Origin of the sequence: Marinomonas sp. NPDC078689, from assembly GCF_044542435.1 — a bacterium.
Taxonomy (GTDB): domain Bacteria; phylum Pseudomonadota; class Gammaproteobacteria; order Pseudomonadales; family Marinomonadaceae; genus Marinomonas; species Marinomonas arenicola.
Map to the genome: position 1 here is coordinate 91,214 of NZ_JBITUJ010000001.1, position 19,463 is coordinate 110,676.

Here is a 19,463-nt window from a genome sequence, read left to right on the forward strand (position 1 = left end):
ATAAATGAATACTCTGGTTGTCTGTGATTTAGCAGTGAATCGTTTAACAGCTGATTTTCAAACATCGATAAACTAAAGAAGGGAAAGCTCAAGTGAAAACAATGAAAAAGATGAAGTGGGCGTTCGTAGGGTTAGCTCTGTCGGTGGGAGCCAATGCCAGTTTTGCCAGTGAATGGTGTGATTCTGGCAAAACGATTAAGTTTGCAGGGTTAAACTGGGAAAGTGGCATGCTGCTTACCGTCGTAATGCAGGACATTCTAAAAGAAGGCTACGGCTGCAAAGTGGATAGCTTGCCTGGTAATTCTATTGCCATGGAAAATGCCCTTAGCACGAATGATATTCAGGTGTTTTCGGAAGAATGGGTAGGCCGAAGCAGGGTGTGGAACAGAGCCGCCGCGGCAGGCAAAGTCATTGGTGTTGGCTCACCTGTAAAAGGCGCTGTAGAAGGTTGGTACGTCCCGCGCTATGTAGTCGAAGGTGATGCTTCAAGAGGCATTAAAGCCTCCGCGCCTGATTTGAAAAACATTGCGGATCTGGCCAAGTACGCTTCTGTCTTCCGTGATCAAGAAGAACCATCTAAAGGGCGTTTTTACAATTGCCCAGCAGGTTGGACCTGTGAAACGGAAAACACCAAGATGCTTAAGGATTATGGTCTAAGCGCAAGCTACACGAACTTCCGTTCAGGTACTGGCCCAGCGCTTGATGCGGCGGTATTGTCTAGCTACAAACGCAAACAGCCTATTCTATTTTACTATTGGTCTCCGACTGCGTTATTAGGCCGTATTGATGTGATTAAACTGGCTGAGAAGCCTGGAGTGGATAAGAATATCTCGATAAAAGTTGGCTTATCGAAAACCTTCCATGATGAAGCCCCTGAGCTGGTGGATGTCTTATCTAAGGTCAATATTCCAATCGAATTATTGAACAGTTACTTGGCTCAAATGACAACCACTCATATTAAGGCGCCTGCACTGGCTAAGGTGTTCCTCAAAGAAAAGCCGGAGCTTTGGACTAAGTGGGTCAGTGCCAGCGCGGCAGAAAAGATTCAAAACTCACTCTAACATCATGCCCTTATGCTAATTCATTGGCTGAGGGCATTTTTTATTCGACGCTATTAGGGATGGGCATGTTTCCAAGCTTTATTACGTTTTCAATGACCGACTGGATAAACTCCGGTGTTGACAGTTTAGTGGTCAACTACGGTGACTTCTTCCGACAAATTTCTGACTTTTTAATTGTATTTATTATTAACTTGGAAAAATTTGTGCCTTGGTGGCTAATGCTGTGTATTGTCGCCCTCATTGCGTTTCATGCGACGCGAAAAGTAATCCCGGCCTTGGTTATTAGTGGTCTGCTGTTTTTAGTAGGGGCTGTGGGCTTGTGGGATAAGCTGATGCAAACGCTGGCTCTGATGTTGATCGCGATGTTTCTTTCGGTGCTAATCGGCATTCCCATGGGCATCTTATCTGCTCGCAGCGATCGCTTACGAAAAATCCTGATACCACTGCTAGACATAATGCAGACCATGCCGAGCTTCGTGTACTTGATCCCTGTATTGATGTTATTTGGCTTGGGTAAAGTGCCGGCGATTTTTGCTACGGTGATTTATGCGGTGCCTCCCCTGATCCGTTTGACCGACTTGGGTATTCGCCAAGTGGATAAAGAAATTATTGAAGCGGTAAATGCGTTTGGTGTGACTCGAACGCAACGCTTGTTTGGCGTGCAGCTGCCGTTGGCGTTGCCGAGTATTATGGCGGGCATCAACCAGACCACTATGATGTCACTGTCTATGGTGGTGATTGCCTCTATGATTGGTGCGCGAGGTTTAGGAGAGGAAGTGTTGATCGGCATTCAAACCTTAGACGTCGGGCGCGGGCTTGAAGCTGGGTTAGCGATTGTGATCTTGGCGGTGGTGTTTGATCGTATTATTCAAGCCTATGGCAAACCTAGATACGGAGAGTCATTGTGACGGTTGCTAAAATAGTCATTGAGAATGTATTGAAAGTATTTGGCCATCGAGTTTCTGACGCCTTGGTGCAGATAGAAAATGGCGTATCAAAAAGCGATGTGCTCACTGAAACCGGTTGTGTGGTGGGGGTAAACGACATTTCTCTTCGCATCGAAGCGGGTGAAACCTTCGTCATCATGGGGTTATCAGGGTCTGGAAAATCCACATTAGTGCGTCACTTTAATCGTTTGATTGACCCAACCCGTGGCCAGATTTATGTGGATGGGGAAGACATTCTTAAATACAACGACGCTCAGTTACGCGACTTTCGTCGTAAGAAAATCAGCATGGTTTTCCAGAGTTTTGGTTTGCTACCCCATAAAACCGTATTAGAGAACGTGGCCTTTGGTTTAAAAGTTCGTGGTGAAAGCAAAGCATTACAGCACGAAAAAGCGCATTACTGGGTGGATACTGTGGGCCTGAAAGGCTATGAATCTCACTATCCGAGTCAGTTATCTGGTGGTATGCGTCAGCGTGTTGGCCTGGCGCGAGCATTGGCGGCTGACACGGACATTATTTTGATGGATGAAGCCTTCAGCGCCTTAGACCCATTGATCCGTGCCGAAATGCAAGATCAGCTGATAACGTTGCAAAGTACCCTAAATAAAACCATTGTGTTTATTACTCACGACTTGGATGAAGCGCTGCGCATTGGTAACCGCATTGCCATTATGAAAGATGGGCAATTGATTCAGGTTGGCACACCGCATGACATTTTGAGCAATCCAGCGGATGAATACGTAGATCGTTTTGTGCAACGCAGAACCACCACCTTGCAAGAGGGTATTTGAGCGCTTATTAAAGGGTTAGGCCCGTTTAACAACCAAGTCGAGTGGCTTTATTGATGATAGGGTGGCCGGCTTGGTTGTTTTTACCTCGGCAGAATATCGATCCATACACCGCTACCACTCATCACTTGGAGGCTCTCAAGCTCGTTATTGCTGGCAGAGAAGGTCATAAAGCTTTGGGCCGGAAGGCGTCGCGTTTCAGTGTCGCCAGTGCGATCTATTTGAAACACTAATAGACTTTCTTCATTGGCATAAAAGCCTGTTAGTAGGCTGTTTTTGCTGGGTAGCGATAAGGCCGTTGGTGCGAAGCAGGCGTGTACTGTTGCAAGGGTATCGCTGTCTCGCACCATGATATTTAAGTCTTCAATTCGCCCCTTTGTTAGGCTGGCATGGGTGTGATCGCCGCCAGCAAAGCATGCCATGTCTAAAGGGGCTGTCAGCGCGTGTTCTACGCTTTCGTTATTGGCATTGCGATGGCTAAGCGTCATACCTTGGCTACTCAGTAAAACCAAAGTGCGATGTAAGCCACTGAAGTCGGAAAAAACACCATGATCGTTGACAGAGGCTTGGCTGATGCGAAAGCGCAGGCCTTGCTCATCGTCATGACGTTGGATTTCGAGTGTTTCACCTAGCCCATTTTTCCATGGCATGCGCAAATAATCGCTTTGCTCAATCAGGTGGCAGTGAAGTGGGGTGTTAAGCGTCATACATCACCTTTTTAATGATTCGAATAAACGCGCTACGGCTACTTTCTTCGTGTTCGTGGTGGAAGTTTTTAATGCGTTGTTGCCCTGCGACAAAAACGTCTTTTACCAAATTTTCATTGGTCGCAAACAACCAGCGGTTGAGCAAATCTTTGTTGTCACTGGCGGCCATAAAAGGCTGGCTTTCATCGAGTACCATGAAGTCGGCTCGGTTACCTGCCGCCAGCCCAAGAGAGACGCCACAGGCCTGATTCCCGCCTAATAATGCTTGCTGATAGAGATTATCACCGACGCTGGTTTGTTCTGGCCGGTACAGGCGGTTACGTTGTTGGTCTCGTAGGCGTTGGCCGTATTCTAATGTTCGTAACTCTTCGACAATCGACAAACTCACATGGCTATCAGAGCCAATCCCCCAGCGGCCACCTTCCTTTTCAAACGCCACCGCAGGAAAAATGCCGTCGCCTAAGTTGGCTTCTGTGGTCGGACAAAGCCCCGCAATGGCTTGGCTGGAGGCAATGGCTTGGCGTTCTGTTTCTGTTAGATGCGTGGCGTGCACCAGACACCAGCGATCGCTCAAGCCAATTTCGTTATGCAACCATTCTACTGGCCGTTGCCCACTCCAATTGATGCTGTCTTGCACTTCTTTTTGCTGTTCTGCGATATGAATATGGATCGGACTTGTTGTGTTGAAAGAGGCGTTTAATGTCTGCAATACGGTGTCGATTTGCGGTTTAGTGACCGCGCGCAGCGAGTGAAAACAAACGCCCAATTGATGAATCGGATGATTGGCCAATGTTTTAGCACAGGCTTGATGCAGCGTTAAGTAAGAGTCGGTGGAATGAATAAATCGCGCTTGCCCGGCATTGGGGGCTTGTCCGCCGAAACCTGAATGAGAGTAGAGCACTGGCAGTAGGGTTAAGCCTAAGCCTGCATCATCGGCAGCTGCGATGAGCTGATTCGACATTTCGGCCAACTGTCCATAGTGCTTGCCACCTATGTCGTGGTGCAAGTAATGAAACTCCCCTACTTGGCTGTAGCCCGCTTTTAACATGTCGATGTAAAGCTGCTTTGCAATGATGTGGGCATCGTCTGGGGTGAGTTTTTGGACGATTTTATACATCAGATCGCGCCAACTCCAAAAACTATCGTTTGGGTTCAAGCTGACTTCAGCGGCGCCCGCCATGATCCGTTGAAAAGCATGGGAATGTAGGTTCGCCATAGTAGGCAGAACGGGTCCAGACAATCTTGTGCTTGTGTCGGTGGCTGTCGTGTTTTCTGCAAATGAATGGAATTGGCCATCTTTAACCGAAAACAGCACATTGTTCACCCAGCCTGTCGGCAATAGGGCGCGCTCTGCAAAAAAATATTTAAGGTCAGAATTTGTTTGGTTAAGACTGCTCACAATGCCATTCCTAGGTTAGTTAGAATGGTTTGAGTGTAATAGAAAATATAATGTATATACAAGTTTGTTTTTATCTATTTCATTTTTGCTGGGTCGTCACTTAAATAGAGCCTTTGTTATACAAGGGTTTTACGCTTTTTCACTCTCTTTAAAAGTTGTTTTCCACAGAAATACTCTGTGTTTTTTCAGAAAAAAGACTTGCATATAGAAAACGAAGATTTTATCTTTAGATTGATTGTATATACATGTTCATTCTAATTCGTTTCGAGATGCCTGATTGGCTTTCTTTTTAAAGGTGCAGAAAATGACTAAGCAAACTATTACTCAAAAGCGTTATCGTGCCGGTGTGGTAAAAGCGGCAACAGGAACAAAGTTAACCGCTAAATCTTGGTTTACCGAAGCGCCAATGCGCATGCTGATGAACAACCTAGATCCTGATGTGGCAGAAAACCCTGAAGAGTTAGTGGTTTACGGTGGTATTGGTCGCGCTGCCCGTGATTGGGAAAGTTACGACAAAATTGTCGAGTCCCTCACTGAGTTAGAAGATGACGAAACATTATTGGTTCAATCGGGTAAGCCAGTAGGCGTATTCAAAACACACAGCAACGCACCTCGCGTGTTAATCGCTAACTCTAACCTAGTGCCACATTGGGCAAACTGGGAACACTTTAATGAGCTGGACGCCAAAGGTTTGGCTATGTACGGCCAGATGACCGCGGGTTCTTGGATCTACATCGGTAGTCAGGGCATAGTGCAAGGCACTTATGAAACCTTCGTTGAAGCGGGCCGCCAACATTACGATGGCAACCTAACGGGTCGTTGGGTGCTAACTGCGGGTCTTGGTGGTATGGGGGGTGCGCAACCATTGGCCGCGACCTTGGCCGGTGCTTGTTCTTTGAATATTGAGTGCCAACAAAGCCGTATCGATTTCCGTCTACGTACCCGTTATGTGGATGAGCAAGCAGCCGACCTAGACGACGCACTAGCGCGCATTAAAAAATACACAGCAGAAGGTAAAGCGGTTTCTATTGCTCTATGTGGCAACGCCGCCGACATCTTGCCAGAAATGGTAAAACGCGGTGTTCGTCCAGATATGGTGACTGACCAAACATCGGCGCACGACCCACTAAATGGTTATTTACCCACTGGCATGAGCTGGGAAGAGTACCGTGAAAAAGCACTGACTCAGCCTGCTGAAATCGTCACGGCGGCGAAGAAAACCATGGCGGTTCATGTCCAAGCCATGTTGGATTTCCAGAAAATGGGCGTACCAACCTTTGACTACGGCAACAATATTCGTCAAATGGCGATGGAAGAAGGCGTAGAAAACGCCTTTGATTTCCCAGGTTTTGTGCCAGCCTACATTCGCCCATTGTTCTGTCGCGGTATTGGCCCATTCCGTTGGGCGGCGTTATCGGGTGACCCAGAAGACATTTATAAAACCGACGCAAAAGTAAAAGAAGTGATTGCGGATGATGCGCACTTACATCATTGGTTAGACATGGCACGTGAACGTATTCAGTTCCAAGGTTTGCCAGCGCGCATTTGTTGGGTTGGTCTTGGTCAACGTGCCAAGCTTGGCCTAGCCTTTAACGAAATGGTTCGCAGCGGCGAATTGTCGGCGCCAATCGTCATTGGTCGTGACCACCTAGATTCAGGTTCTGTAGCAAGCCCGAACCGTGAAACGGAAGGCATGCAGGATGGTTCTGATGCGGTGTCGGATTGGCCATTATTGAACGCATTATTGAACACGGCGTCTGGTGCCACTTGGGTGTCTTTGCACCACGGCGGCGGTGTTGGCATGGGCTTCTCGCAGCATTCGGGAATGGTGATTGTGTGTGATGGTAGTGATGATGCCGCTGAGCGTATTGCTCGTGTCCTTCATAATGATCCAGCAACCGGTGTTATGCGTCACGCAGATGCAGGCTATGATATCGCCATTGAATGCGCGAAAGAACAAGGCTTGAATTTGCCGATGATTACGGGCAACCAAACAAAATAAAAATCCTACGCGTTAGTGCGAACAACATTGCAACGCAGAGAATTAAAATTAAGGATCATCATGTTTGAATTAACGATAAAACCAGGTCAATTGACGCTAAATGAATTACGACAAATCAGTCGTCGTTCGGTGAAATTGAGCTTAGATGAAAGTGCGTTTGCGGCAATCAATGCCAGTACACAGGTGGTAAATGATGTGATCGCAGAAAATCGCACCGTTTACGGAATTAACACAGGGTTTGGTTTGCTGGCGAATACTCGTATTGCGCCAGAAGATTTAGATGAGTTACAGCGCAGTATTGTGCTGTCTCACGCGGCGGGCATTGGTCAGTTGATGGACGATAAAACCGTCAAGTTGATTATGGCCTTGAAAGTAAACAGTCTCGCTCGTGGCTTTTCTGGTATTCGTCTAAAAGTGATTCAAGCACTACTCACGCTGATCAATAAAGAAGTGTACCCATGCATTCCGAAAAAAGGCTCAGTGGGCGCTTCTGGTGATTTAGCCCCCTTAGCTCACATGAGTACGATTTTGTTGGGCGAAGGTAAAGCCCGTTATCGTGGTGAAGTCATTTTTGGGCAAGCCGCTTTATCCATCGCAGGACTTGAGCCGATTACCTTAGCGCCTAAAGAAGGTTTGGCATTGTTGAACGGCACGCAAGCGTCGACGGCATTTGCGCTTGAAGGTTTATTTGAAGCGGAAGATTTGTTTGCTTCTGCCATCGTCTGTGGTTCCTTGTCAGTAGAAGCGGCATTGGGCAGTCGTAGTCCATTTGATGCGCGTATTCATGAAGTTCGTGGTCATCAGACCCAAATGGACGCCGCGGCTGCGTATCGTCACTTATTGGGTGAATCCAGTGAGTTAGGCGACTCTCATCAAGGCTGTGAAAAGGTTCAAGACCCTTACTCTTTGCGTTGTCAGCCACAGGTGATGGGCGCGTGTTTGGAGCAGATTCGCAGCACGTCGAAGGTTTTGTGTGTCGAAGCCAACTCGGTTTCTGATAACCCATTAGTGTTTGCTGCAGAAGGTGACATTATTTCTGGTGGTAACTTCCACGCGGAGCCTGTTGCTATGGCTGCGGACAACTTAGCCTTGGCGATTGCTGAAATCGGCAGTTTGTCAGAGCGTCGCATGGCACTTTTGATCGACAGCAACCTCAGTAAATTGCCGCCTTTCCTTGTGGATAACGGTGGTGTGAACTCTGGTTTTATGATCGCTCAAGTCACCGCAGCGGCCTTGGCGAGTGAAAACAAAAGCTACGCACACCCTGCGTCAGTGGACAGTTTGCCAACGTCTGCCAACCAAGAAGACCATGTTTCTATGGCGACTTTCGCGGCGCGTCGTTTGAAAGACATGGCGGAAAATACTCGTGGAATTTTGGCGGTTGAAATTTTATCTGCTGTGCAAGGGTTGGATTTTCGTGCGCCATTGAAATCGACCCCACGCTTAGAAGAAGCGCGTGCGACATTGCGCTCTCGTGTGCCTTTTTATGACAAAGATCGTTACTTTGCGACCGACATCGAAAAGGCCAATGAGCTCTTGTTAGAAGCGGTGCATAACAACACCATGCCTACTGGTTTGTTGCCTAGCGTGTTGTAAGTGCTGATTGAGCGCTGTGAATAAACCAGACGTTATAAATGCCTCGAAAGAGGCATTCTTGGTTGTAAAAACTTGCAGTCGTTAACAGCCGTTTTCTTGTGTCACTTTGTGTGTGATAGCAAGGGGTATTTAATAGTAATGAAAAGCGGACAACAGTAGGGGTAAAGAATGACAGCATCAATGGTTGACGACCAAACAGCGCTTAAATTGGATAGCGTATGGCGTGGTGCGCATGTAGCGACCATGAAAGAAGGGCGCTACAGCATCATTAAAGACGCCGCCATTGGTGTTGTTGACGGTCGTATTGCATGGCTTGGTGAAGCGGATTTGCTACCCAAATATCAAGCGAAGCAAGAGCATGATCTCGACGGCGGCTGGGTGACGCCTGGGCTAATCGATTGCCACACGCATTTGGTGTTTGGCGGTAATCGTGCGGGAGAATTTGAGCAGCGCTTGAACGGTGTGAGCTACCAAGAGATTGCCAAACAAGGCGGTGGTATTGCCTCGTCTGTGAACGCCACGCGCGCCGCCAGTGAAGCCGAGTTGGTTGTCAGTGCAACACGACGTTTGAAAAGCCTGATGGCGGATGGTGTGACCACCATTGAAATCAAATCAGGCTATGGTTTGTCATTGGACAGTGAGCTAAAAATGCTCCGAGTAGCGGCCGTATTGGAACAGCAATTTCCAGTCACCATTAAGCGTACTTGTTTGGCTGCGCATGCGATGCCACCAGAGTTCGATAATAAAGACGCCTACATTGATTACTTGTGCGAGACGGTGTTGCCCAAAGTGGCTGAACTTGGTTTGGCCGATGCCGTGGACGCGTTTTGCGAAGGGATTGCGTTTAGCACTGAGCAGGTGTCACGCTATTTCAAAAGAGCTCAAGAATTGAAACTGCCAGTGAAGATTCACGCGGAGCAGCTTTCTGCGTTAGGCGGTACGCGTATGGCTGCCTCTTATCAGGCGTTGTCAGCGGATCATCTGGAGTTTATGGAAGAATCTGATGTGCAGGCCATGGCCGAATCTGGCACTGTGGCAGTGTTGCTGCCGGGGGCATTTTACACCCTGAAAGAAACCCAGTTGCCGCCGCTGGATTTGCTGCGTCAATATGGTGTAGACATCGCCATTGCAACGGACGCCAACCCAGGTACATCGCCTGCTTTATCGTTGCGTTTGATGATGAACATGGCGTGCACCTTATTTGGTATGACACCTGAAGCGGCACTGGCAGGGGCAACGATTCATGCGGCAAAAGCCTTAGGGATCAGTGAGTCTCATGGCTCTTTAGAAGTCGGCAAGGTGGCGGATTTTGTCTGCTGGGATGTGGAAAGTCCTGGTGAACTTTGTTATTGGTTAGGTGGGCAATTAGTAAAACAACGCATCCAACACGGAGTATGCCATGAGTAATGTAGAGCTTCAGCCTGTTCATAATCGGATTGAATCGCCTTTTGAGTTCCATCAGGGGGATTCGCCATTATTGGTGAGTATGCCGCATTCTGGTTTGCAATTAACCGTAACAGAAGAAGCGTCGTTGACGGAGAAAGCCAAGCGCTTGCCCGATACGGATTGGTATATTCCAGAGCTTTATGACGATCTAGCGGCTCGTGGCGTCAGTGTTATTTCAGCCAATTACTCGCGTTATGTGATTGATTTAAATCGACCTTATGATGATGCAGCCTTGTACACCACTAAGACAACAGGGTTGTTCCCAGATATTTTGTTTGATGAAAGCCCGACGTTTTTAGCAGGAAAAGAACCTACAGATGTGCATCACGCATTATGCAAAGAGCAGATCTGGCGCCCATATCATCAGCAAATTGAAGACGAGCTGGCGCGCATTAAAGCCAAATTTGGTTACGCTATTTTGTTGGATGCACACAGCATAGCAGCAGAAGTGCCTATGTTGTTTGAGGGCAAACTGCCAGACTTTAACTGGGGCACCAACGCCGGTGAATCTTGTGCCCCTGCGGTTTTAAAAAGCGCGCAAGCGTGTTTGTCGAACAACTACAGCCAAGTGGCTAATGGTCGCTTTAAAGGCGGCTACATCACCCGTGGTTTTGGTCAGCCAGCAGAAGGCATTCATGCCATCCAGCTGGAACTCTCTCAAGCCACCTATCTAAACGACGAGCTAGTAAAACAAGGTCAATACTTACTGGACGAAGGTAAATTCCCCGTGATTCAGAAACAACTGAGAAAACTGGTGGACGCTTTGTTGAGTGTGAAGCTCTAACGTTCAAAGGAGCATTTCTTTGAGAACTTTTTAGCCAAGTTTAGAGATATTTAATCTCCACAAAAAAACGCCCATCTTGCAAAAGACGGGCGTTTTTATTGGTCGTGGTTTCTTAGCCAATTATGGCTATTACAGGTTAGGCCACTGTGCTTTCTTTGCTGTAGCCTTCTTTGTTGTAGATTGATTCGTCTAGCTCATTTTCGCTTTTGCCGACCAGTGCAGACACCATCAAGTCACCACATACGTTTACGCTGGTTCTCGCCATGTCTAGGATACGGTCGATACCGGCAACAATCGCTAAGCCTTCAATAGGTAGGCCAACGGTGGTAAGTACCAATGACAGCATGATCAAGCCCGCGCCAGGAACACCAGCAGTACCAATAGAAGCCAGAGTAGAAGTCATGATGATAAGTAGGTAATCGGCCATGTCTAGGTCAATGCCAAAAGCTTGTGCGATGAAAAGAGCACACACACCTTGGTATAACGCGGTGCCATCCATGTTGATGGTGGCGCCCAATGGCAAGACGAAGCTGGCAACGCCTTTAGAAACACCAAGCTCTTCACGTGATGCTTTGATGGTAGCAGGCAAGGTGCCGGAGCTACTGGTAGTGGTAAAAGCAACGGCAGCAGGGTTTAACAAGGCTTTTAAGTAACGCACAGGATTCAAGCGACCGATAGTACCGATTAAGCCTGCGTAAACGACAAGAACGTGAACGATACAGCCAAGGTAAACGACAGCGATTACTTTGATTAATGGTAGCAAGACTTCGATACCGTATTTGCCAGAAACCCAAGCCATCAAACCAAAGACACCGTATGGCGCTAGTTTCATAACCAATTCTGTCAGTTTGTACATGGCTTCCGCTAGACTTTCAAACACAGCAACCGCCGGTTTTGCCTTTTCGCCACATAGATTAAGCGCGATGCCTAGACCCAATGCAAAGACGATGATTTGCAAAATATTGCCTGCCGCTAAGGCATTCACCGGGTTTTTAGGAATAAGGTTTAAAAAGGTTTGCACTAAAGTAGGGGCTTCTTTCATCACGGTTGAGGTTTCATTTGCCACCATATTTAAGCCAGCGCCAGGGGCGAAAACAGACCCAAATACTAGTCCTATGGTAATGGCTACGGCTGTTGTTCCTAAATAAAGAACAACGGATTTAGCGCCAATGCGACCCATTTTGCGACTGTCTTCCATAGAGGTAACACCTACTACGAGAGAGCAGAAAATAAGTGGCACTATCAGCATCTTGATGGCATTAACAAACAAGGTGCCTATGGGTTTTAGAAACTCAGAGTCTGGCCCAAGGAGTACCCCAGCCACGACCCCTAATCCCATACCGATGAATATCTTCTGCCACAGTGGCATTTTTCCCCAGAAGCCAGGTTGCTTTTGGTCTGTTGTGTTATTTGTCATAGAGGTTTCCTTTTGTATTTCGTTATTTTTTAGAATTTATAATTATGTGAATTTGCAATTGGTGTGCCAGCTAGGTTTATCTATTTAACGCTTTGTTTTTATTGGATTAATTTTTAAATCTATTTAAAAAAACGGTATAACTTATATTATTGAAAATCTAAGGCTATTAATAAAAACTCTATGTTTTTCAATTGGTTAGAATGGCTATAACCAAACGCCTGCGTATAACTTAAGTTATAAGGTTTCTTGTTTCGCAATGGCGTACCAATCAACACAGGCTTTAGCGAGAGTGTCTGTCGCATCGAGTGTGAATGGCTTGGTTTCTGAATGTATATGGTCTAAAGCGAAAGGAATTTCGGTGCAGCCGAGAATGATGGATTCCACGCCTGTGCTTAGTAAGTCTTTCACGCAGTCTTCCAGTATTTTGGCGCCTTCTTCGACTGAGCCCGCTTTCACTAAGTAAATGCCACTCATGACTTTTTCTTGAATTTTTGTCGATGGCAGTGTTAATTCGATACCGTACTGCGCCAATTCTTTGCTATAAAAACCGGCTTTTAAGGTGCCATCTGTCGCCATGAGGGCAACCGATTTAATGTGTTGGTGGGTTAATTGTTGGGCACAGGTTTGCGCAATATGCAGGATCGGAACCGAGCAGATGCTTTGTAAATCTGGATGCCAATAGTGGGCGGTATTGCAGGGAATGGTAATACAGCTTACTTTGGTGGCGATTAAAGTATTGAGGCCTGCGGTGAGTGCGGGCAGTGGGGATTCTCCGCTGCCCATGAGAAAAGCGGTGCGATCAGGAATTTGCGGGACGCAATGAATCTGCAGAGGAATATTTTCCTGATCACTGCCTGCATGGGTATGATGAATAATTTTTTGTACGAAATCCAATGTCGCCAAAGGACCCATACCACCTAAAATACCAATTGTAGCACTCACAGCGATTTCCTCTTTAAGTTAACAAGGCAACAGTAACGCTGAAAGTTAGGTCGTTCTAATGCCGCTTTTGCAAGGGCTATGCGTATTAAACATATACTGTATTTTTAATTAATAAAATCATATGGTTAGTTGGTTATTTTGGTTTGTATAAAGAACGCATAAGAGGGCTATTGGGTGTTTATCGTCGCTAAAAAGGTATACTTAGGGTTATTATTTAGAAGGTCTGAATTCCATGAATATTGAAACAAAGTGGCTTGAAGATTTTTTATCACTCGCCCATACCCAAAGCTTTTCAAAATCTGCGGAGGAAAGGTTTTTAACCCAACCAGCCTTTAGTCGCCGTATTAAAGCGTTAGAAGCCGCGGTAGGCCGTGAGTTAATTGATAGAACTCGGTTCCCAGTACAATTAACCGATGAAGGTACCTTGTTTCGGATTACGGCTAAAAATCTAGTCTCACAATTGAATGAAAGTATTGCCCACCTTTGTGCCTTAAAAAAATCCGCTACGCCGGTTTTGAATGTGGCCGTTTCGCACACGCTTTCGTTGTCCCTTTTTCCCTCCTTCGCGCAGTCAATTAAAGCCGATTTAGAGCATGTGCAGATCCGTCAATTGGTTGCCAATGTCGATGACAGCGTGCATGCGCTGAAAAATGGTTTGTGTGATTTTCTTGTCGCGTTTGACGACTTTAGCCTGTCAAATGGGCTCTTTTCGCGACTAGAGTTGCAGACAGAATCGTTAGTGCCTGTGTGTTATCAAGACGAAGAAGGGGAGCCGATATACAGCTTAGATGCAAAGACACAAGAAGACATCCCTTACCTCGCTTACCCTGAGGGCATTTATCTTGGTCGACGGGTAAAAAGCTTGTTGGATGATCCGCCACGTAAACTTAATCTTCGTCAGTTGTTTGAATCTCCAATGGCCGACAGCCTTAAAGTGATGGCGCTACAGCGCATGGGTGTGGCGTGGGTGCCTACTTTCTCTGTGACAGAAGAGCTTAAACAAGGGTTTTTGTCTATTTGTGGCGACGCCTCTTGGCAGTTGCCTCTTACCGTGTGTGTTTATCGTTGTAATCGACTGTTAAGCCCTGAAGCGGAAAGGCTCTGGGGTATTTTGCAGCGCCGTTATGACGTTGTAGATTCTTCACTGGAAAAGACCTAAATCATGTTTCGATATTATGTGTGTGTTTGCTGCTTGTTCTTTTTGCCTTCGTTGGAGGCCGACGCTAGAACGCTTGCTGGATCGACCAACAAAGTAGTGATTGTCGGTGGGGATTTTAATTACCCTCCTTACGAATTCCTAGATCAAGAGGGCAACCCCACAGGCTATGGCACTGAACTCACCAAAGAAATTGCCGCCGTGATGGGCATTAATATTGAAATCCGTTTAGGCAAATGGTCCGACATGCGAGACGCGATAGAAAAGGGGGAGATCGATGTATTGCAAGGAATTACCTATTCCGATGAGCGCGCCAAAGTTTATGATTTTTCCCCTCACTACGCGATTATTAATCAGTCGGTGTTTGCCAGAGACGACCAGTCAACCAGTATCAATAGCATAGAAGATCTTAAAGGTAAGGAAGTCATAGTGCAGAAGGACGGCATTATGCACGACTTGATTTTAGAGCAGCACATTAAAATGAACTTGTTTACCGTGGATACCCACGCGGATGCTTTGCGATTACTGGCGTCTGGTAAACACGATTATGCGGTGGTGGCGAACCTTCCTGGTTTGTATTTGGGGCGAGAGTTTGCTTTGTCGAACATCAAGCCGGTGGGACAGACATTTGCTGCTCAGCGTTATGGTTTTGGGGTCAAAAAAGGCAATGAAGACTTGTTGGCTAAGTTTAGCGAAGGTCTGGCGATTTTAAAAAACACCGGCAGGCAGGAAGCGATCTACGAAAAGTGGTTTGGCGCATTAGAGAAAAGCCAATACCCTTGGAAAAAAGTAGGGCAGACCGCGGCGATCCTCTCTTTGTTGTTATTGATTACATTGGGCGGAATTGTGGTTTGGAATCGCATGCTCAAAAAAGAAGTTAACCGTCGCACTAAAGAATTAAAGCAACAACAGCAGCAATTATTACAAGCGGACAAGATGGCTTCGTTAGGGGTATTGGTGTCTGGTGTTGCCCATGAAATCAATAACCCTTGCAGTCTGGTGTCGATGAATATTTCCATACTTAAGGGCGTATTGCGAGACAGTGAAGAGGCCTATGACGCTTATTATCGTGACCACGGAGACTTCGATCTCGGCGGTTTGCCATACAGCAGAATGCGCGAAAAAATCCCCTATATGCTAGAAGACATTGCCACTGGAGCCCAGCGCATTCGCCGTATTGTGGATGATCTTCGAGACTTTGCTCGTCAAGGCCCACTGGATTTAAGCGAGCAAGTAGACCTTAATCTGGTCGCCGAAGTGTCAATCAGGCTGGTGGATAATACGATTAAGCAATCGACCTTTACTTTTAGTACGGAGCTGAGCAAATCTTTGCCAAAGATTTTAGGCAATAAACAAAAAATAGAGCAGGTTGTCATCAACTTGATTGTGAATGCATGCCAAGCCCTGAGTAGCCAAAAAGAAGGCATCAAGGTGATCTCTTATTACAATGAAGAAAGAGCTATGGTGTGTTTAGAGGTGCAAGACCAAGGAAGAGGCATAGAGCCAGATAACCTTTCTAAGCTAAATGATCCGTTTTTCACCACGAAGCGGGATCAAGGCGGAATGGGATTAGGGCTTTCTGTGTCGTCGGGGATTGTTCAAGAACATGGCGGGACGCTGGAGTATGAATCGGTGTTAGGGTTAGGGACACGCGCAATCTTGTCCTTGCCCATTAGTGTGAAAGGCGAAGAAATATGAGTGTGAATTTGTACCCCGCATTCGGTGTGTTGTTGATCGATGATGAAGCCTCGTTTTTGCGAAGTTTTAGTTTACTGTTAGAAACCGCCGCCGGAATTAATCATATTTATACGTGTGAAGACAGTCGGCAAGCCATGGATATGATTGAAAAACACAGCATTGGTTTGGTGCTGTTAGACATTAATATGCCGCACTTATCGGGCGAGGCCTTGCTGTCTGAGATTGTAGAAAGGCACCCTGAGGTTCATGTCATTATTGTCAGCGGTTTAAACCAGTTGGAAACCGCCATCAGTTGTATTCGTTCTGGTGCGTTTGATTACTTTATTAAAAGCTCAGAAGAAAAGCGTTTGATCGATGGCATAAAACGCGCCATTGAAATGCAGGAAATGCGTTTAGAAAACCAAGAAATGCGACGTTTGTTTTTCTCCGACACACTAAAGCATCCAGAGGCATTTGCGGACATTTTGACGCAAGACAAAGGCATGAAGCTGGTGTTTCAGTATTTAGAGTCTGTTTCAGAAAGCAGTCGGCACGTGCTGATTACAGGAGAAAGTGGCACGGGCAAAGAAGCCATTGCCCAAGCTATTCATGATTTGAGCGGCCGCACTGGGCCATTGGTCAGTGTGAACGTGGCTGGCGTGGACGATAGCTTTTTCTCCGATACCTTATTTGGGCATGCCCGTGGCGCTTTTAGTGGTGCCGACCAAGCTCGATCAGGCATGGTGGAGCAGGCCAGTGGTGGGACGCTATTTTTAGATGAGATTGGGGACCTTAGTTTGGCATCGCAAGTGAAATTATTGCGTTTGTTACAAGAAGGCGAATATTACCCACTAGGGTCGGACAAACCAAAGCGGCTTAACGCGCGCTTGGTAGTTGCGACGCATCAAAATCTAGACACCAAACAAGCCGATGGCAGCTTTCGAAAAGATTTATATTATCGCCTGTGTACCCATCAAGTCGACTTGCCAGCATTACGAAAAAGGCCCACAGATATTCCATTATTATTGGAATATTTTCTTGAAAAAGCGGCACAAGAACTGGGGCGCAGTAAGCCAACAGTGCCAAAAGAATTGCCTGTTTTGCTACAGAACTACGCTTTTCCAGGCAATGTTCGAGAGTTGCAGGCCTTGTGTTTTGATGCCGTGAGTCGTCATCGAGGCGGTATCTTATCGATGGCGGTGTTTAAGCGTGCTTGTGACAATGCCGATGTATCCATAAGCCCTGAAACGGCAGACGCTTTTTTCCAATACCCAGTTGATCACCCGTTGCCAACCTTGCAAAAATCAGCGGATTTATTGGTCGACGAAGCGATGAAACGGGCCAATGGCAACCAATCTATCGCGGCTCGATTGTTGGGGATTTCTCAGCCCGCATTAAGCAAAAGGCTAAAAAGCCGTAAAGGTCTAGAGACTCCTTCTGAATAGAGTCGCGATGCGTATTTTCTAAGAAGAGCTAAGTGATGTTTTATCCCCTGGTTCTTTTTTTTGCTTTTGTACTTGGCTATAAACAGAATTCCTGCCTTTTCAAAAGCTTACAATTCTAAATTGAGATGTTTTTCGGCCTGTACTAGGCTTAGTTTTAGTATTGGTATGGGACGCTGATATCTGGTTTTGAGTGTTCTAAAAGAGCAAAGGATTGCTGGTGTTACTGTGTGCTAGGGTCGTATTTGAACTCAGCGATGATTAATAACGCAATTTGTAGGACGAGGAAGCGGTGAGTGGAAGATTCAGACGATTTTTTGAGGTTAATCTTAGACTCAATTGCAGAGAATATTGCGGTGATTAATGAGCGCGGAGACATTTGCTTTGTTAACCATAGCTGGTCTCAGTTTGGCAGTGATAATGACTGTTTGGTTGTGCAGGATTGGAGCAAGGTGAATTATCTATCCGTCTGCGATAGTGCCGCTTTAGCAGGGGATGAGTTTGGGGCTCTGGCAGGGCGCGGCATTAAAAGTGTTATTGATCAAAAAGAGGCGTATTTCAATTTAGAATATCCCTGTCACAGTAATAATGAGCAGCGCTGGTTTATTATGCGTGTGTCTCCTTTTAAGCTGAACGAAGCGCATTTTTTTGTTATTTCTCATCAGGATGTCACTGAGAGAAAACTGGCAGAAAAAGCGGTGGAAAAACTGGCACGCCGAGATGGTTTGACCAATATTTATAATCGCCGAGCGTTTGATGAAATCTTGAGTGAACAATGGCAGCAATGTTTGACATTAAAACAGCCAATTAGTCTGGCGGTGATCGACCTAGATCACTTTAAGTTGCTCAATGATACCTATGGTCATCAGACTGGGGATGATTGTTTGATCGCGGTGAGTACGCTATTAAAAAACTTTGCCCGCCGCACAGGTGATGTTTGTGCTCGCTATGGTGGGGAAGAGTTTGCCGTTATTTGGAGCTATACCACTTTACTGGAAGCGCTAGTATTGTCTAAAGCCTTGTTAGAAGAGATACGTCAGTTAAAAATTCCCAATGAGCGTTCGCCTATAGCGCCTTATATGACCGCCAGTATTGGCTTAGTGGAAATGACCCCCAACCGTATCTTGGAGACAAGAGATCTAATCGCGCAAGCGGATGATCTACTTTATCAAGCGAAAGAAAGTGGCCGTAATAAAGTCTCAAGCTTAATTGTTGTGCCTTCCTCTGCTGTAGAAAATCAGAACTAGATCATCTCATTCGTGCTTTGACAGACCAATATCGCCATAAAAAAGAGCAGACCACTTGCGTGATCTGCTCTTTTCGAGGGATATCTCGTTTGGAATACTGTTACCAGTATTACAGTACCGTTAGGATGTTTTCTAGTGCTAGACGAGATTTTGGCAATGCGGCATTGTAGTCTTCAGTCGCATCGTTGTAGCCCATTGCTAGTGCTACGTCACATTGGTAGCCTTCAAGCTCTGGGAACAATTCACTGATCAGCTCATGATCAACACCTTCCATTGGCGTAGAGTCGATGCCCATGCGAGCAAGCGTTGTCATTGTGTTGCCAAGCGCGATGTAAGTTTGCGCTTTTGTCCAAGGTGCATTGATGCCTTTATCGTCTGTGTTCATATCAACGAAAGCGAAAGCGCCAAATGCTTGTTCTTTGTTTTCTGCTTTAGTACGGCCAGCTTCGATGTCAGCGTCGATGACTTTTGAGTAATCTTCACGTTTGTATTCTACTTTGTGGGCGAACAAAATAGTGTGTGACGCTGCTTTTGCGTGTTTTTGGTTGAACTGAAATTTGTTTGCAAAAGTATCATGGAAACGTTGTTTCGCTTCGTCACTTTCAATCACAATGAATTTCCAAGGCTGTGAATTGATAGAAGACGGAGACAGGCGAATAGCTTCGTAGATCACAGCCAAATCTTCTTGAGAAATACGTTTAGACGCATCGTAATGTTTTACTGTGTGGCGTTTTTCTAGTTCAGAAATAATAGGGTTTGACATGTTTGTCTCCATAAAAAAGTAAGCAACTTGGCAGCTTTGCCAATTGAGATGGCGCCATATTAACGCTTCTTCATCAAATGGAAAACAGG

At 46.2% G+C, this 19,463-nt stretch carries 16 protein-coding genes; 11 read left to right on the forward strand and 5 right to left on the reverse strand.

All coding sequences use genetic code 11. The features are described from left to right. The first annotated feature begins 101 nt into the window (after positions 1–101). From ACIGBN_RS00415 to ACIGBN_RS00425, 3 genes are all read left to right on the forward strand, one after another. A complete protein-coding gene (locus ACIGBN_RS00415) occupies positions 102–1,061 on the forward strand; it encodes an ABC transporter substrate-binding protein (RefSeq protein WP_396663583.1) in 960 nt (319 codons plus the stop codon). 65 nt (positions 1,062–1,126) lie between these two features. Then, on the forward strand, positions 1,127–1,969 hold the full coding sequence (locus tag ACIGBN_RS00420; RefSeq protein ID WP_396663009.1) for an ABC transporter permease: 843 nt from the start codon (positions 1,127–1,129) through the stop codon (positions 1,967–1,969). Then, a complete protein-coding gene (locus tag ACIGBN_RS00425; RefSeq protein ID WP_396663011.1) occupies positions 1,966–2,799 on the forward strand; it encodes a glycine betaine/L-proline ABC transporter ATP-binding protein in 834 nt (277 codons plus the stop codon). The genes ACIGBN_RS00420 and ACIGBN_RS00425 overlap by 4 nt, the downstream gene beginning before the upstream one ends. Positions 2,800–2,879: 80 nt before the next feature. Here ACIGBN_RS00425 and ACIGBN_RS00430 read toward each other — a convergent pair whose 3' ends face one another. Both ACIGBN_RS00430 and ACIGBN_RS00435 read right to left on the reverse strand, forming a co-directional pair. Beyond that, positions 2,880–3,503 carry a HutD family protein gene (locus ACIGBN_RS00430; protein WP_396663013.1) on the reverse strand — a complete coding sequence of 208 codons (624 nt, stop codon included), beginning with the start codon at positions 3,501–3,503 and terminating at the stop codon, positions 2,880–2,882. After that, entirely contained in the window at positions 3,493–4,902 is a 1,410-nt protein-coding gene (locus tag ACIGBN_RS00435) for a formimidoylglutamate deiminase (RefSeq protein WP_396663015.1), read from the reverse strand. Before ACIGBN_RS00435 ends, ACIGBN_RS00430 begins: the two co-directional genes overlap by 11 nt. A gap of 304 nt (positions 4,903–5,206) precedes the next feature. Between ACIGBN_RS00435 and hutU the strand changes: the two genes are divergently transcribed. The 4 genes from hutU (at position 5,207) to hutG (ending at position 10,730) form a co-directional block, all read left to right on the forward strand. Continuing rightward, positions 5,207–6,904: a urocanate hydratase gene (hutU, locus tag ACIGBN_RS00440; protein ID WP_133001995.1), complete on the forward strand. Its 1,698-nt coding sequence runs from the start codon at positions 5,207–5,209 to the stop codon at positions 6,902–6,904. 60 nt (positions 6,905–6,964) lie between these two features. Further along, positions 6,965–8,500, forward strand: coding sequence for a histidine ammonia-lyase (gene hutH, locus ACIGBN_RS00445; protein ID WP_396663017.1), 1,536 nt, complete (start codon positions 6,965–6,967; stop codon positions 8,498–8,500). A gap of 168 nt (positions 8,501–8,668) precedes the next feature. After that, positions 8,669–9,907, forward strand: a complete 1,239-nt coding sequence (gene hutI / locus ACIGBN_RS00450) for an imidazolonepropionase (protein WP_396663019.1) — start codon at positions 8,669–8,671, stop codon at positions 9,905–9,907. Beyond that, positions 9,900–10,730, forward strand: coding sequence for an N-formylglutamate deformylase (hutG, locus tag ACIGBN_RS00455; protein ID WP_396663021.1), 831 nt, complete (start codon positions 9,900–9,902; stop codon positions 10,728–10,730). The genes hutI and hutG overlap by 8 nt, the downstream gene beginning before the upstream one ends. A 136-nt stretch (positions 10,731–10,866) precedes the next feature. On the opposite strand, the gene ACIGBN_RS00460 is transcribed toward hutG, so the two are convergent. Further along, a complete protein-coding gene (locus ACIGBN_RS00460) occupies positions 10,867–12,147 on the reverse strand; it encodes a dicarboxylate/amino acid:cation symporter (protein WP_396663023.1) in 1,281 nt (426 codons plus the stop codon). Between the two features lie 234 nt (positions 12,148–12,381). Beyond that, a complete protein-coding gene (locus tag ACIGBN_RS00465; RefSeq protein ID WP_243711918.1) occupies positions 12,382–13,089 on the reverse strand; it encodes an aspartate/glutamate racemase family protein in 708 nt (235 codons plus the stop codon). A gap of 232 nt (positions 13,090–13,321) precedes the next feature. Here ACIGBN_RS00465 and ACIGBN_RS00470 point away from each other — a divergent pair, with 232 nt between their 5' ends. From ACIGBN_RS00470 to ACIGBN_RS00485, 4 genes are all read left to right on the forward strand, one after another. Beyond that, positions 13,322–14,248: a LysR substrate-binding domain-containing protein gene (locus ACIGBN_RS00470; protein WP_133001991.1), complete on the forward strand. Its 927-nt coding sequence runs from the start codon at positions 13,322–13,324 to the stop codon at positions 14,246–14,248. A 3-nt stretch (positions 14,249–14,251) separates the two neighbouring features. Continuing rightward, positions 14,252–15,943 carry a transporter substrate-binding domain-containing protein gene (locus tag ACIGBN_RS00475; protein ID WP_396663026.1) on the forward strand — a complete coding sequence of 564 codons (1,692 nt, stop codon included), beginning with the start codon at positions 14,252–14,254 and terminating at the stop codon, positions 15,941–15,943. Further along, positions 15,940–17,367, forward strand: coding sequence for a sigma-54-dependent transcriptional regulator (locus tag ACIGBN_RS00480; protein ID WP_396663028.1), 1,428 nt, complete (start codon positions 15,940–15,942; stop codon positions 17,365–17,367). The genes ACIGBN_RS00475 and ACIGBN_RS00480 overlap by 4 nt, the downstream gene beginning before the upstream one ends. A 293-nt stretch (positions 17,368–17,660) precedes the next feature. Continuing rightward, a complete protein-coding gene (locus tag ACIGBN_RS00485) occupies positions 17,661–18,611 on the forward strand; it encodes a diguanylate cyclase (RefSeq protein WP_133001988.1) in 951 nt (316 codons plus the stop codon). Between the two features lie 109 nt (positions 18,612–18,720). Here ACIGBN_RS00485 and ACIGBN_RS00490 read toward each other — a convergent pair whose 3' ends face one another. Beyond that, positions 18,721–19,374: a nitroreductase family protein gene (locus ACIGBN_RS00490; protein WP_396663030.1), complete on the reverse strand. Its 654-nt coding sequence runs from the start codon at positions 19,372–19,374 to the stop codon at positions 18,721–18,723. Positions 19,375–19,463: the final 89 nt, after the last annotated feature.

Excerpts from the sequence above, each read along its gene's own strand:
- hutI (WP_396663019.1), top strand. The coding sequence starts at position 8,669 with ATGACAGCATCAATGGTTGACGACCAAACAGCGCTTAAATTGGATAGC.
- ACIGBN_RS00420 (WP_396663009.1), top strand. The coding sequence starts at position 1,127 with ATGTTTCCAAGCTTTATTACGTTTTCAATGACCGACTGGATAAACTCC.
- ACIGBN_RS00480 (WP_396663028.1), top strand. The coding sequence starts at position 15,940 with ATGAGTGTGAATTTGTACCCCGCATTCGGTGTGTTGTTGATCGATGAT.
- ACIGBN_RS00460 (WP_396663023.1), bottom strand. The coding sequence starts at position 12,147 with ATGACAAATAACACAACAGACCAAAAGCAACCTGGCTTCTGGGGAAAA.
- ACIGBN_RS00490 (WP_396663030.1), bottom strand. The coding sequence starts at position 19,374 with ATGTCAAACCCTATTATTTCTGAACTAGAAAAACGCCACACAGTAAAA.
- ACIGBN_RS00430 (WP_396663013.1), bottom strand. The coding sequence starts at position 3,503 with ATGACGCTTAACACCCCACTTCACTGCCACCTGATTGAGCAAAGCGAT.
- ACIGBN_RS00470 (WP_133001991.1), top strand. The coding sequence starts at position 13,322 with ATGAATATTGAAACAAAGTGGCTTGAAGATTTTTTATCACTCGCCCAT.
- hutG (WP_396663021.1), top strand. The coding sequence starts at position 9,900 with ATGAGTAATGTAGAGCTTCAGCCTGTTCATAATCGGATTGAATCGCCT.
- hutH (WP_396663017.1), top strand. The coding sequence starts at position 6,965 with ATGTTTGAATTAACGATAAAACCAGGTCAATTGACGCTAAATGAATTA.
- ACIGBN_RS00475 (WP_396663026.1), top strand. The coding sequence starts at position 14,252 with ATGTTTCGATATTATGTGTGTGTTTGCTGCTTGTTCTTTTTGCCTTCG.
- hutU (WP_133001995.1), top strand. The coding sequence starts at position 5,207 with ATGACTAAGCAAACTATTACTCAAAAGCGTTATCGTGCCGGTGTGGTA.
- ACIGBN_RS00415 (WP_396663583.1), top strand. The coding sequence starts at position 102 with ATGAAAAAGATGAAGTGGGCGTTCGTAGGGTTAGCTCTGTCGGTGGGA.